12 protein-coding genes are annotated in these 13,859 nt (G+C 33.1%); 8 read left to right on the top strand and 4 right to left on the bottom strand.

The features are described 5' to 3' along the window. Window positions 1-9: 9 nt before the first annotated feature. The 3 genes from Z053_RS0111770 to Z053_RS0111760 form a co-directional block, all read right to left on the bottom strand. Complete coding sequence (locus Z053_RS0111770; protein WP_025665210.1) at window positions 10-1,539, bottom strand: carboxypeptidase-like regulatory domain-containing protein; 1,530 nt, start codon at window positions 1,537-1,539, stop codon at window positions 10-12. A 504-nt stretch (window positions 1,540-2,043) separates the two neighbouring features. Then, a complete protein-coding gene (locus Z053_RS0111765) occupies window positions 2,044-5,646 on the bottom strand; it encodes a M1 family aminopeptidase (protein WP_025665209.1) in 3,603 nt (1,200 codons plus the stop codon). Beyond that, window positions 5,643-6,527 (bottom strand): ABC transporter ATP-binding protein, encoded by an 885-nt coding sequence (locus tag Z053_RS0111760; protein ID WP_025665208.1) that lies wholly within the window; start codon window positions 6,525-6,527, stop codon window positions 5,643-5,645. Before Z053_RS0111760 ends, Z053_RS0111765 begins: the two co-directional genes overlap by 4 nt. Before the next feature lie 302 nt (window positions 6,528-6,829). On the opposite strand from Z053_RS0111760, the gene hemB reads away from it, so the two are divergent. The 8 genes from hemB to Z053_RS0111720 all read left to right on the top strand — a co-directional run bounded on the left by hemB (window position 6,830) and on the right by Z053_RS0111720 (window position 13,127). Then, entirely contained in the window at window positions 6,830-7,804 is a 975-nt protein-coding gene (gene hemB, locus Z053_RS0111755) for a porphobilinogen synthase (RefSeq protein WP_025665207.1), read from the top strand. A 140-nt stretch (window positions 7,805-7,944) separates the two neighbouring features. Further along, a complete protein-coding gene (locus Z053_RS0111750) occupies window positions 7,945-8,331 on the top strand; it encodes a tellurite resistance TerB family protein (protein ID WP_025665206.1) in 387 nt (128 codons plus the stop codon). 75 nt (window positions 8,332-8,406) lie between these two features. After that, window positions 8,407-8,808 carry a c-type cytochrome gene (locus Z053_RS0111745; protein WP_025665205.1) on the top strand — a complete coding sequence of 134 codons (402 nt, stop codon included), beginning with the start codon at window positions 8,407-8,409 and terminating at the stop codon, window positions 8,806-8,808. Beyond that, entirely contained in the window at window positions 8,805-9,323 is a 519-nt protein-coding gene (locus Z053_RS0111740) for a DinB family protein (RefSeq protein ID WP_035095980.1), read from the top strand. The genes Z053_RS0111745 and Z053_RS0111740 overlap by 4 nt, the downstream gene beginning before the upstream one ends. 155 nt (window positions 9,324-9,478) lie before the next feature. Next, window positions 9,479-10,564: a CNNM domain-containing protein gene (locus Z053_RS0111735; RefSeq protein ID WP_025665203.1), complete on the top strand. Its 1,086-nt coding sequence runs from the start codon at window positions 9,479-9,481 to the stop codon at window positions 10,562-10,564. Next, window positions 10,564-11,040, top strand: a complete 477-nt coding sequence (locus Z053_RS0111730; protein ID WP_025665202.1) for a methylated-DNA--[protein]-cysteine S-methyltransferase — start codon at window positions 10,564-10,566, stop codon at window positions 11,038-11,040. The genes Z053_RS0111735 and Z053_RS0111730 overlap by 1 nt, the downstream gene beginning before the upstream one ends. A gap of 217 nt (window positions 11,041-11,257) precedes the next feature. After that, complete coding sequence (locus Z053_RS0111725; protein WP_025665201.1) at window positions 11,258-12,424, top strand: serine hydrolase domain-containing protein; 1,167 nt, start codon at window positions 11,258-11,260, stop codon at window positions 12,422-12,424. After that, entirely contained in the window at window positions 12,414-13,127 is a 714-nt protein-coding gene (locus Z053_RS0111720) for a 3'-5' exonuclease (protein WP_025665200.1), read from the top strand. Before Z053_RS0111725 ends, Z053_RS0111720 begins: the two co-directional genes overlap by 11 nt. Before the next feature lie 440 nt (window positions 13,128-13,567). Here the strand turns inward: Z053_RS0111720 and Z053_RS28405 are convergent. Then, window positions 13,568-13,859: T9SS type A sorting domain-containing protein (locus Z053_RS28405; protein WP_035095977.1), on the bottom strand; the 292-nt coding region annotated here is incomplete at its 5' end.

The following is a 13,859-nucleotide window of genomic DNA, read 5'->3' as shown; positions in this document are numbered from 1 at the left end:
TATGATATATTATTCTTGTCCAGCTTCTGTATCGGCATCAGGAGCAACTGTAAATTGTTTTATAGCAGAATTTGGTTCTATGATGTTGTATCCTTTCCAGAATTCTGGATTGTACCTGGATAGGTATTGTGGTTTAATACCCTTGTTTTCGGTGCTGGCCTTGTAATCAGCTTCGGATAATGGGCTAGAGTCAAAAACAACAATCTCGAACTTACTTACATTTGCCATGATCACATCGAGTGCCAGAGACAGCTCATTTTGTTTACGTCTTCCTTTTACATGTTTATTTTTCTCGATCACTTTTAGAGGACGGTCAAAACCAAAACGATTTCCTCTACGCATTTCAAGATATTTCAGGTCGTATTTGTTGTTTTGTCCTTTAGAAAAAATCACTTTATTACGATATAAATTATCCTGAAACATAACTCCCAGAAGTTTAAAACTTTTAAGATTTTTTACATTTTCATAATCGGCTCTAACAATAGCAAAATCTTCAGTGTTAACATATAATGTACCTTTAAAATCTGCTCTCCATTTTGGTGAAAAATTAATAATATATACACTATTATCATCCATATAGGTGTAATCGATAAGTTCAAAATTATATCTGCCTGATTTGTTCAAAAAATTAGACATCACATCTTCGTTAAAGAAAAGGCTCGACATCAAACTTTCTAATCCAGATTTTCGATGTGTTAAAAATTCACTCTTGTCGTCTTTTTTCTTTTGATTATCTATTTCATCTTTAACAACCGACGCTTCTTCTGTATTTTCTAGCAAAGAATCTACCTGTACCTTGGTACCAAACAGACCAGATTTTATTTTAAGGTAAGAATTGGGTTTTACATTTTTCTTAAATATAGTTTCCATACGTTCGGCTACAGCTTCCATAGACACTCTATTATTTTTATCATAGAGTTCTGCGGCCTTTATAATGTGAAGTTTCCTCTTATCGAAATTGCCATACAGATCGCATAAAATTTCGGTGTAATATTCTGCTCTTTTGGGAAGAATAGAGGTTACACTATCGATCAATTTTTTATTAAGCTCTTTGATCGTAGATTTTTTAAATTTGACATCGAACTTTTTTACGGTATTAAACTCGGATTCTCTAAAAAACAATCGTCTTTTAGATAGCCCAAAATTATAATTTTGATCTACTCGTTCTTTAACATTATCAATAATTTCGTCTACGGTTAGATTTTTATTTGAAATAAAAACACCTTTTAACTCTATTGCTTTAGGTTGAATATAAATGATACTATCGGTTACATTCTTTACCGACACACCTACTTTTTCATACCCCATAGAGGAAATATAAATAGAGTCAATTTTGGCAAGATCACCATTTAGATTTAGGCTAAATCTTCCTTCTTCGTTAGTGATAACTCCTTGATTTTCTGATAGTTGTATGGTGGCATAGGGGATGGGCTCGTTAGTTTTTTTGTCCACTACCTTAGAAGTAATGGTTTGAGCGGTTACCATAGTACCTATGGATAAGAATAAAAGTAAAGCTGCTACTACCTGATTATAGTTCATAATTTGATATTTAGATCAATAAAGTTCCTATATATAAGACGCTATGTTGGTGTATAAAGTTGCCTGATACATCCAACAAAAGGAAGACTGAAACAAGAACCATTTGTTACAAAGGAATTTACAAATTAAAAAAATCACAATCAAGATACTAGTATCTTGATTGTGATTTTTTTAAGTATTGAAATATACTCTTAAGTGGAGATATTTGTTGCATTGCCCTAAAAGCCTGTATAGTAAGAGTTATATTAATCATCTTTAGATCCTGAATACTATATTTCTTAAAAAAATGATAAGCTTAATTTGCATAATTTACGGTAAAACCGTAAATTTATGATGTCAAAATTGTAAAGTCAAAGGGAGGACTTGGAGTAAACACAAAAATGATGCAGTATTTACTGCATCATTTTTTTTATTTAAAAATATAGCAAGAGGTGCCTCAAATAAAAAATCACGATCAAGACAGCGCTTCCAGATCGTGATTTTAAATGAGCAGATAGATAAAGATTACTCTTCTTCTATCGGCCTTAAGTTATCTCCAGAATTTCTGTCGATTAATTTATTATAAGGGTCAATACCTGCTTTTACCGGTTTTTTATCGGTAACAATAGTAAACGTATTTTCGCCGGGTCGCAACCATTTTCTTTCTAAATAATACGGGGTTTTAAGAGGTATTTCCTGTTCGTCAATACTATCTTCGCCAAATAATCCAACCTCGATATAATTAGTGGTGTCATCGGTACGTTCTTCTTTGCCCGTATCATCATAATAGATTTTTTTTGAATCTACTGTAAAAGTGGTTTCATACGTGCCGTTATCCAGTGCTTTGGTCTTAGCGCTAGTAACACGATTTTCATAAAGTACTATTTTTGTAAACCCATCTTCTACAGCGTATTTTAAAGAATCTGGAGCTATTTTATAAATGGCATCATATAGATTTTCTGAAGTAGGATAAACTCCTTTTTTATATTCTCTATACTCATTAAGAAAACCTTTAAGGGCTTCATTCACGTTGTCTTCACCAAGAAGATCCTGAAGCTCGTACATCACCATAGATCCTTTTTCATACCAGATATGTGGCCCCGTTTCTACATTTATTAGAGATCGTTCTGGTTTAAAACTAAAAGCTCTACTTTGTAAATACCGATCTAAAGAATATTTAAGAAAGTTTTTGATTCCGTTTTCACCATATTCATGTTTCATAGTCATAAGAGAGGAATATTCTGCCAAAGTCTCAGAAATAATATTGGCACCAGATGTTTTACTAGGAGTAACGAGGTGACCCCACCATTGGTGTGCTACCTCGTGAGTGGTAACTCTAAATGCATAGTTAAAATCTTCGGCCTTATCAAAATTAGCAGCAAACCCAAAATCTTCAGAATAAGGAATAGTAGTTACAAAAGATTGTGCAAAAGTCGAATGCGCAGGAAATTCTACTATTCTGATCACCGAGTTGGGATATTCATAAAAATTAGTTGAGCAGTAGTCTAAAGCTACCTTAACCCCTTTGATAAAATGCTCCAGATTGCGTTTGTGTTTTGGAGAATGGTAAATCTCGATATTCACTTTTTTTCCACTTGGTGCAGTCCAACTGGATTTTTCTACATCATATCTCGCAGATACTACATTAAAAAACAGATCAGTCTTTGACTCTAAAGCATAATGATAATAGGCTCTGTTGTTTTCCTGCCATTGTCTTACCAATTTACCAGGAGCGAGAGCAGTCTGATTTGCAGACGTACTAAGTATCGCCTCAAAATTAATGTAATTGGCATCTTCATTAAACAGATTTTTCTTTAATGCCAGACTGTCCGTTCGAGGAGGGTATAGATAATCGAGTTTTTTTAACCCATGTTTTACACGCACTCCATTTTCGACCAGGTTTCGTTCGTAATGAAACCTGGGGAATATAATATTATTAAGAAAAGACCCATTATACAATACTTCGGATTCTAAATGATTGGAGAAGCCTTTGGTTTCTGAAAACACTTCTATGGTAAGATCAGCTTTCTCATTAGGCTGCATTGCTTTAGGAAGCTTATAAAAGTACATTCTGTATACAGAATCTGTAACTACTGGTGTAAGGGGACTACCGTTATAAATCACTTTTTGTAAATTGGTATGTGCACCAGGGTATTGTACTTCGAGTAATAAGGTGTCTATAGGAGTATCGTAATTATTTATGATTTTAAAGTCTCCTTTTGCTTTTATATTACGTTTTTCTGGAAAAATATCGATATATGCTTTTAGATCGGTTACTTGTGGATGAGCCTGACCAATATATTTTGCATATTTTTTTTCTGCATCGGCATCTATTTTTTCAGAATGGTTCCCGTCGACCATCGTATTAAGTATTTTAAGATTATAATAGCTGTAGCCGGCAACAGATATAAAGGCTAATACGATAACTGTAAATACTCCTATGGTTTTGGGAGTGAATCTTTGTTTTGCCAATGATAACCGTTCTTTGGCAGTAGCAAAAAAACCACGGGTCCAAAATACTTTTCCTATGATCATTAAAATAGCAGTACATAAGATCCAGTAGGTATTTAACCAGGTTATTCCTGTAAGATAATGACCAAAACCATTAAGATCGCTTAAAAAAACAGGTGTAGTGCCAGTAAACATATACATTGGATTCGTACTTTTAAAAGCAAGTGCCACCAGAAGTGGTAATCCAAAATAAATTAAGATAACAATAAAATGCCCCAGAAACTTATTATTCACTAGTACATGAACAAAGAAAGAGAGTAGTATAGTCATTAAAAAACCAGGAAATACCAGAGCAAAATTATAGATAAAATACATGCCCAGGTCATATTGAAAATATCCATTAAAGGTTTGGAACAAAATACCAATGATAATGTTTGCAATGGTAAGAACAAGAGCTATCCCAATAAGCGATATTATTTTTGAAAAATATAAACTAGAATCACTAATAGGTAAGGCATCATAAAAAACAAAGGTTTTATTTTTTCTTGTCCTGTGCACAGCTTCTCCAGAATAGATCACTAATATTATAATAGAAAAGAAAGAAATAACTCCATTAATATAAGTTACCACATATCGGGTTAATGGTAAATTAGGAGTGCCATATTTTTCATTAAGATTATAAATACTGAATATAGAAAAGATAATTCCTATAATGAGCAGTATGATAAAAATTGGGCTTTTAAAAATAGATAGAAATTCAATTTTACTAAGAGAAAAAAGATTATTCCATTCTGTTTTTTTAGTAAAAGTTTGTTTTACCGAAGCAATTAATGAAGGTGTATACTCACTGTTCTCTGTTTTACTACTTTTTTTACCAGAAAGTAAAAATTTCTTATAGTCAAATCTAAAAAGGGTAATAAGAAAGAATAGTAAGCCTATGGCTAACCAGAACATTCTATTTAATAAAAAGCTACCATATATTGGTAGTTGGTTTGTATTCAGTTCATTAATTGACCAGTATTTCTTAACAAAAGTAAAAGCTCTGTTTCCAAAAGGATCTAGATAAGGAGTTAACCATTGGTTGTCGAGACTGGATACAAAATCTCCCGAAATACTATATAACAAAAACAAGCAAATTCCGCCTAGATAGATAATAGGCATTTTCTTAAAAAAGGCCATTAAGCAAAAAAACAAAGAGCCAATTACTAATGCATTGATTTGTAATAAGAATATGAAAGGTAAAAGATATGACGACAGGTTAAAATCGGTATAATTTCCGTAATCGGCACGTGCCAGATACTCACCGAAGCCAAACCCTATCATAGTGCCTAATACAATAGATAGATTGAGTAAAGTAACCATAGCATAGCTGCCTAAAAACCGACCTAATACATATGATTTTTGAGTAATCGGAAACGTAAAATACGTTTGTGCTGTTTTGTGATCTTTATCTCTAAAAATGGGAACCCCCATAATCGCAGCATAAAAGAAAATACAGATAACCGATATAGGCCCAATGATTTCTGCTATCGTATTGGGACTATTGACAAATTGAGCAGTTACCGATTTTTCGAAAACAGACATTAAAACAGCTATCGTAAATCCCAGAGCAACATATATCCAGGTGGCAGGTCGTTTTAAACGATACTTTAATTCGAATAAGAATATTTCTATCATATCATTGCCTCCTGTTCTTTTCTGTTAATACAGTAGAAATAGAAATCTTCTAAGTCATTATTTACCGCTTCAAATCCTTCTCCCGGATTAGCATCACTATATACGTTTACATAAAATTGCCCGCCTCTTAGGTAATTCGATAGCACAGTAAATTCGTTTTCAAAAGCCTCTAATTCAGATTTGTCGATATGTTTTCTATATACTTTTCCATTTAGAGTGTCAGACAATGTTTGAGGATTACCTTGTACCAGGATTTTACCTTCATTAAATACAGCCATGTTTTGACATAGATTGGTGACATCGTCTACAATATGCGTACTTAAAATAACAACAGCATTCTCACCTAACTCACTTAATAGGTTATGAAAACGGTTACGTTCCAGGGGATCCAGTCCTGCTGTAGGCTCATCAACAATAATTAGTTTAGGGTTCCCTAAAAGGGCTTGAGCTATACCAAAACGCTGTCTCATTCCTCCCGAAAAATCACCCAGATTGCGATTTCTAAACTTATATAGATTTACTTTGTTTAATAAATCTGCAACATAACCTTTACGTTCCTGGCTATTGGTAATACCTTTTACTTTTGCGATATGATTAAGCATCATTTCTGCAGAAACCTTTGGGTATACTCCAAAATCCTGAGGTAGATATCCTAATACTTTTCTTAATTCCCCCGGTTGTTTAAAAACATCAATTCCATCAAAATCAATCGTTCCCGAATCTGCTAGTTGTAATGTTGCAATGGTCCTCATTAATGTTGATTTTCCTGCGCCATTGGGACCTAATAGGCCAAACATTCCCTTCGCCAAAGTGAGATTAACATCATTTAATGCTTGTGTCCCATTGGGATACGTTTTATTAAGATTCTTTATGGTAAGCATATTTACAAATTTGCCAGTTAAATTATTAAACTCTTTCTGTCCTGTTCTATTTGTTGCAAATTTATCACTTTGCTACTTAATTGTTTTATAGCCTCTTTATTAGGGTGTTATGGTTGTTCTGCTTAATAACAAGGAAAAAAAGCCAGGATGAATTCATTTCAATATTAGTAATCTTTGTTAAGATTTTGTTACATGATTTGATATATTTTTAAGTAAAATTACCTTTAGGTACCTAATTATTAATGATCGGTTAGTAATAGATATATGAGTATCTTTACGAGATTAAATTTTTACAATTAAGAATGCAACAAATTCGAAGAAACAGAAGACTAAGAACAAATGATGCTATTCGTTCTTTGGTAAGAGAAAACATAATAACTCCCCATGATTTTTTGGTTCCCCTTTTTATTGTGGAAGGAAAAGGTGTAAAAGAAGAAATATCTTCTATGCCTGATTACTATAGATATAGTTTAGATTTACTAGGTAACGAAGTTAAAGAGCTATGGTCGTTGGGATTAAAATCGGTACTACTTTTTGTAAAAGTACCCGATCATCTTAAAGATAATAAAGGTACAGAAGCATTAAATTCTGATGGATTGATGCAACGCGCAATAAAAACTGTTAAAGAAGCTGTTCCCGAAATGTTAGTGATGACCGATGTAGCGTTAGATCCGTATTCATCATATGGCCATGATGGTATTGTAGAAGATGGCCAGATTATTAATGATGAAACCTGTAAAATTCTGGCAGAAATGTCATTATCACATGCGCAGGCAGGGGCTGATTTTGTAGCGCCTAGTGATATGATGGATGGTCGAATTTTAAGTATGCGGGAACTGCTCGAAAAAGAAAACTATAAAAATACTGGTATCATGAGCTATAGTGCCAAGTATGCTTCTGCTTTTTATGGGCCCTTTAGAGATGCTTTGGATTCTGCTCCAGGATTTGGAGATAAAAAAACATACCAGATGGACTTTGCTAATCGTGATGAAGCAATTAAAGAAACGCTCATAGATATCGAAGAAGGAGCAGATATAGTAATGGTAAAACCTGGATTGTGTTATCTTGATATCGTAAGAGATATTAGAGATGCGGTAGATGTGCCTGTTGCCGTATACCAGGTAAGTGGTGAGTATGCGATGATAAAAGCAGCTGCAGAAAAAGGATGGTTAGATCATGATGCTGTAATGTTAGAGCAAATAATGGCTTTTAAAAGAGCAGGAGCACAAATTATTGCAAGCTATTTTGCTAAAGATGTGGTTAAGCTTTTGAGTTAATTTTGTAACCTGACTAAGATCTGCAATGATAAAAAGACAATAATTAAATTGATATAAGTATCTTTTAATTAAGAAAGTTTATGTATTAGTGACGCTAAAAATCTTAGTTTAACAATAGAATTTAATAAAATCATAAGTTTATGGTCAGCAGAGATAGGATATATCAGACATTTGGAGAGTTACTATATGTAATTGCAATGAGTGATGGGGTGATACAAAAAAAAGAGGTCGAAACACTTGAAGATATTTTAAAAGGACATCCCAAAGCAAAAGAAATCAAGTGGTCTTTTGATTATGAAAACGAAAATCAAAATGATGTCGAAACCTTATATAAAAAGATTATCGAAGTGTTTTCTGATAACGGTCCTGATCAAGAATATGAATTTATGATGTATGCATTAGCCAAAATTGCAGATGCTAGTGAAGGGATGAATCCTAAGGAAGAAAAAATGATTACCAATTTCTCTAGGGATTTGCTAGAACGTTTTAAAAAAGATATCGAAAAAATCAAAGAAAAATATAAATAGTCTCTGGATAGAAAGAAACTAATCTAATAATGATATATTTCCAATTAGAGACTAATAATACTATTCATTATTTATATGCAAAAAATAGTTTTATTCCTTATGGCAACAGTTTTGTTATGTGCAAGCTGCCAATCTGAAAAAAAGGAAAACTCTAACATTAATATAGGAACCAAGAAAGAAAAACTCTCTCCATATGATTTAGGGAAAAAGATATTTAACGGTAAAGGAAAATGTTATACTTGCCATAAAATTGATAAAAAATCTATCGGCCCTGGAGTTATTGAGATTATGAAGGTTTACAAAGATCAAAATAAAGACCTGATTTCATTTTTGAAACAAGAAGCAGATCCTATTGTAGATCCAGAAACCTTTACTGTAATGAAAACCAATTTTGCGATTATCAAAACATTTACAGAAGAAGAGCTTAAAGCTGTAGAAGTGTATATGACCGAAGTAAAGACCAATAAAGCAGAATGATATACAGACTCTTAGTACTTATTTTTTTGATTTCGGGTACAATTATGGCGCAGCAAGACACCCCAAAAAACGCTTTTCTCGAGAAATGGAAAAACTCTAAAGATTATCTTTTAAAAATTGCAGAGCAGATGCCAGAAGATAAATTTGGATTTAAACCTACAGAACGAGAAATGAGTTTTAAGGAACAATTATTTCACATTCGTGGAAATATGCTCTGGTTAGGAACGACATATTTTTCTTCAAAAGAATTTGATCGAGAAAAACTAAAAGAAAACCTTCCCGAAACCAAAACCGAAATCATCACTTTGCTTACTAAAGCATTTGATAAAGTAGATACGTATATTCAGGAAACCGATGAAGAGGACTTGAAGTTTGAGGTTGATTTTTTTGCAGGGCGAAAATCAAAACTTCAAATTCTTAATTTATTACAAGACCATGTTACCCATCACCGTGGGCAACTTATTGTTTACCTCAATTTAAACAATATTGAACCACCTCGATATGTAGGGTGGTAATTATTTAACACTATGATCTACATCAAAATCCATATTGCATAAGTGTCTTTTTAGATTACTGTTAATATTTCGGTGTATAAAGCAATATTTATGTAGTAGTTTTAATTAAAAAAAACATTTCAAATTCCGTACTTTAGTACCATACTTAAAATACAATGACTCTATTAATTATTTACGCCGTACTTTCTATTTTCTTTTCGTTTTTATGTTCGATACTAGAAGCAGTTTTGCTTAGTGTGACTCCAACTTTTATCAATGTCAAGAAAAAAGAGGGCAAAGCATATGCAACCACATTAGAAAACTTAAAAAAAGATGTAGACCAACCTCTGATTGCAATCCTTACATTAAATACAATTGCTCACACTGTAGGTGCAATTCTGGTGGGTGTGCAAGCAGAGCAATTACCGTATAAACTTGAAATCCTTGGTGTTAATATGGTGGGTATTGTATCTACAATTATGACGCTGTTAATTCTCGTATTGTCAGAAATTATTCCCAAAACAATTGGAGCAACCTTTTGGAAACAATTGGCAAATTTTACATCCAAAGCACTTGTGATTTTAATAGCACCTTTAAAATATACAGGTATCCTATGGATATTACGCCTTACAACCAAATTGATAGGAGGCAAAGGTCATCATGGATCTGTGTTGAGTAGAGAGGATTTTTCTGCGATGGCAGATATTGCTCATGAGGAGGGCGTTTTTGAAGAGTCTGAATCTAAGGTGATTAAAAACTTATTATCTTTCAAAGAAGTTTTTACTAAAGACGTGATGACTCCCAGAACAGTAATGAAAATCGCTTCAGAAGATACAACACTTGAAGAGTTTTTTAATGAAAATCAAAATCTTCGTTTTTCTAGAATACCTGTCTATAAAGAGAATGCAGACAATATAACCGGTCAGGTATTAAAGGATGATATTTTTAAAGAAATGGCAAATCAGAATGGGCATAAAAAGATTGGAGAAATAAAAAGGCCTATACTTTTTACGACAAGAAATTTGCCAATACCTGATTTGTTTAATGAACTGATTCAAACCAAAAACCACTTAGCTTTGGTAGTTGATGAGTATGGTTCTATAAGTGGACTGGTAACTATGGAAGATGTTATAGAGACATTATTAGGTCTGGAGATAGTAGATGAAAGTGATACCGAAACTGATATGCAAATTCTAGCTCGAAAAAATTGGGAAAATCGCGCAAGGCGACTTGGGATTTTGGATGACAAAAAAGAAGAATAATGGATGAGGTATATGTAGAAACCCCTTTAGGGATCGCCACTATATCAGGAGATGAAGATGGTATTGCAAGCGTTTCTGTTACTAAAGAGGCTACTAATACTCCTTCAAAAACTATTCCTTTACATTTACAAAATGCAGTCTTACAACTCAAAGAATATTTTGATGGTCAGCGTACCGATTTTGAGCTTACTTTGAACCCGTCAGGAACTGATTTTCAGAAAAAAGTTTGGGCCGAATTACTCAAAATTCCTTTTGGAAAAACCGTATCCTATCTTGATATTGCCAAGAAACTTGGAGATCCAAAAACAATACGAGCTGCAGCAAGTGCCAATGGTAAAAACCCATTGTGGATCATTGTACCTTGCCATCGGGTTATTGGTAGCGATGGATCACTTACCGGATATGCAGGCGGATTATGGCGAAAAAAATGGTTGCTCGATCATGAAAACCCAGTAAAACAACAATCATTATTTTAATTTCATAAAAATTGCTTAGTTATCTATTTTAAAATTTCCAGTTTCAAAAAATGAAACTGAGATATCTTATTATTGTTTTTTTATCATAATAGTGATGATAAGTATAGGAGTTATCAAATTTTAAAACCCTTTATTTATCTGTAATTAATTTTCATACATTAGCTAAACAAGTTATTTGTTTGTAATACTATTATATTAACTCAAAACTTACATAGAAATGGTAAAACGGATACTCAAATTTTTCTTTAAAAGTTTACTTATTATTATTGTACTCTGTGTAGCACTACTGTATATTTTTGATTATGATTATATCCTAAAAGGAGTTAGAGTGGTTTATATGACGGGCCATACCACTGCATATATAGATGATTATTCGTATTTTGATAATCGTACAATAGAAAAAGGAAATGCCACCCTTGCCTGGGCTACTCATCCAGAATATAATAAAACGCAAAGCACAGATAGGCTTAATGCTATTAATAAAGAACTAGGTACTGTTGCCTTTATGATTATTAAGAATGATAGTATTTGGTACGAAAACTATGCTGAAGGATTTGGGATCGATTCTAAAACCAATTCTTTTTCTATGGCAAAAAGTATGGTAACTGGTATGCTGGGAAAAGCAATTATGGATGGTTATATTAAAAACCTTGATCAGCCAGTTGGAGATTTTCTTCCTGAGTTTTCGCAAGGTCTTGCGGCAAAAACCACTGTAGGAGACCTTTCTTCTATGTCTTCTGGTTTAAACTGGACCGAACATTATACCAGTCCGTTTTCTATTACAGCCAGGGCTTATTATGATCCCAATATCAGAGATGTAATGTTAGGACTGGATATTGTCGAGGAGCCAGGGCAAAGGTTTGAATACTTAAGCGGAAATACTCAATTATTAGGGATGGTTATTGAAAAAGCTACCGGTAAAAAGTTAGCAACCTATTTAAGTGATAGTTTTTGGAAACCTTTGGGGATGGAACATGAAGCCATATGGCAATTGGATAGTGAAGATAGTGGTATGGAAAAAGCATATTGTTGTATCGCAAGTAATGCCAGGGACTTTGCTCGTTTTGGAATGTTGTTTAAAAACAAAGGAATGTTTGCAGGCGAACAAATACTACCCGCAGAGTTTACAGAATTAGCAACAAAACCAAGATTTGAAGATGGGCAAATGTATGGATATGGCTTTTGGTTGTCGGATCATCTGGATAAGAAAATTTTTGCTATGCGAGGTATTTTAGGGCAATATGTAATTTGTATCCCAGAGGATAATATTATGATTGTACGATTAGGGCATAATCGCGGTCAGTTTGTACCCGGAGAATCATTTACAGAGGATTTCTTTGTCTTCATTGAAGAAGCTTATAAAATGCTTAAAAATGCTTCATAAACTTAATCTAGAACATATCTTGTTTCTGGATATAGAAACTGTTCCCGAACATGAACATTTTGAAAACCTTAGTGAAGAAACAAAATATCTGTGGGCCGATAAAACCAAATATCAACGTAAAGAAGAATTCTCTCCCGAAGAGTTTTATGAAAGAGCAGGAATATGGGCCGAATTTGGTAAAATAGTATGTATATCTGTTGGATATTTTGCATTCAAAGGTGAAACGAGATCCTTTAGGACCAAATCCTTTTATGGAGAAGAAAAACAGTTACTGGTAGATTTTAAAAACTTAATCGAAACCCATTTTGGAAGACCATATCATTTGCTTTGTGCCCATAATGGAAAAGAGTTTGATTTTCCTTATATCGCCCGTAGAATGATTATTCATAATATAGGATTGCCTCATAAATTGAATTTATTTGGTAAAAAACCCTGGGAAGTACCTCATTTAGATACTTTGGATTTATGGAAATTTGGAGACTATAAACACTATACGTCTCTAAAACTACTTACCAATATTTTAGGCATTCCATCGCCAAAAGATGATATTGATGGAAGCCAGGTACGACAAGTTTTTTATGAAGAACAGGATATTGATCGTATCATCATTTATTGTGAGAAAGATACAATTGCTGTTGCCCAGATCTTACTTCGGTTGCGACAAGAAGAATTATTAGATGAAGATGAGGTTATATCTGTATGATTTCGACAAAAACTTAGCCTTTTGATCAATTTGTTTTCTGATATGGAAAAGAAAGGAAACGAGTCCTTTCTTGTTCCATAATACTACTAATTTTGACGAAACGTTTACAAAGTCGAGCCGAACAGGAGTAACAACTCATTTATTTTAATCAGGGTTTGAATTTTTAATCTTTCTGAAGCCTACAGAATCACTTTTAAAACATAAAAAAGCAACATATCTTTTATGTTATTGTTCTCTCTAATTATGACGTGGTGAAAAGAGTGTTTACGAAGTATATATCTAAGATACAGATTCTATTAATATGTGCAAACCTTTTTTGAGATAAAATTTTTCTTATGTTATTTTTAAGTCATATAATTGATCATATAGATGGCACTCCTGAATAGTAAACAAAAAACCACCTTGTAAAAGGTGGTTTTGTACAATGTATTTGATTTTATCTATTTTAAAATAAGCTTTTTGGTTATGGTTTTAGTATCTGATTTAACCGATACAAAATACATTCCAGATGGTAAATTGTTCAATTCTATTTTGTCTGCAGACATTTTACCGCGTCTTACTGTTTGACCTGCCTTGTTGACGATTCTGTATGTAGACCCATTAAAATTATTCATTTTGATTATAATGAAATCTTTTGCAGGAATTGGATGAATAACAATGTCAGAGCTTTCTAAATCTGTTTTCACATCTCTATTAAAGTTATGCATTGCAGCATTTCCTACACAGAAGTTT

It is taken from the genome of Aquimarina megaterium XH134, from assembly GCF_000520975.1.
Lineage (GTDB): Bacteria > Bacteroidota > Bacteroidia > Flavobacteriales > Flavobacteriaceae > Aquimarina > Aquimarina megaterium.
This window is presented reverse-complemented; position numbering and strand designations above follow the sequence as displayed.

What these genes read in the sequence shown, in the direction of transcription:
- Z053_RS0111770 (WP_025665210.1), bottom strand. Translation starts at nt 1,539, where the DNA reads ATGAACTATAATCAGGTAGTAGCAGCTTTACTTTTATTCTTATCCATA.
- Z053_RS0111765 (WP_025665209.1), bottom strand. Translation starts at nt 5,646, where the DNA reads ATGATAGAAATATTCTTATTCGAATTAAAGTATCGTTTAAAACGACCT.
- Z053_RS0111760 (WP_025665208.1), bottom strand. Translation starts at nt 6,527, where the DNA reads ATGCTTACCATAAAGAATCTTAATAAAACGTATCCCAATGGGACACAA.
- hemB (WP_025665207.1), top strand. Translation starts at nt 6,830, where the DNA reads ATGCAACAAATTCGAAGAAACAGAAGACTAAGAACAAATGATGCTATT.
- Z053_RS0111750 (WP_025665206.1), top strand. Translation starts at nt 7,945, where the DNA reads ATGGTCAGCAGAGATAGGATATATCAGACATTTGGAGAGTTACTATAT.
- Z053_RS0111745 (WP_025665205.1), top strand. Translation starts at nt 8,407, where the DNA reads ATGCAAAAAATAGTTTTATTCCTTATGGCAACAGTTTTGTTATGTGCA.
- Z053_RS0111740 (WP_035095980.1), top strand. Translation starts at nt 8,805, where the DNA reads ATGATATACAGACTCTTAGTACTTATTTTTTTGATTTCGGGTACAATT.
- Z053_RS0111735 (WP_025665203.1), top strand. Translation starts at nt 9,479, where the DNA reads ATGACTCTATTAATTATTTACGCCGTACTTTCTATTTTCTTTTCGTTT.
- Z053_RS0111730 (WP_025665202.1), top strand. Translation starts at nt 10,564, where the DNA reads ATGGATGAGGTATATGTAGAAACCCCTTTAGGGATCGCCACTATATCA.
- Z053_RS0111725 (WP_025665201.1), top strand. Translation starts at nt 11,258, where the DNA reads ATGGTAAAACGGATACTCAAATTTTTCTTTAAAAGTTTACTTATTATT.
- Z053_RS0111720 (WP_025665200.1), top strand. Translation starts at nt 12,414, where the DNA reads ATGCTTCATAAACTTAATCTAGAACATATCTTGTTTCTGGATATAGAA.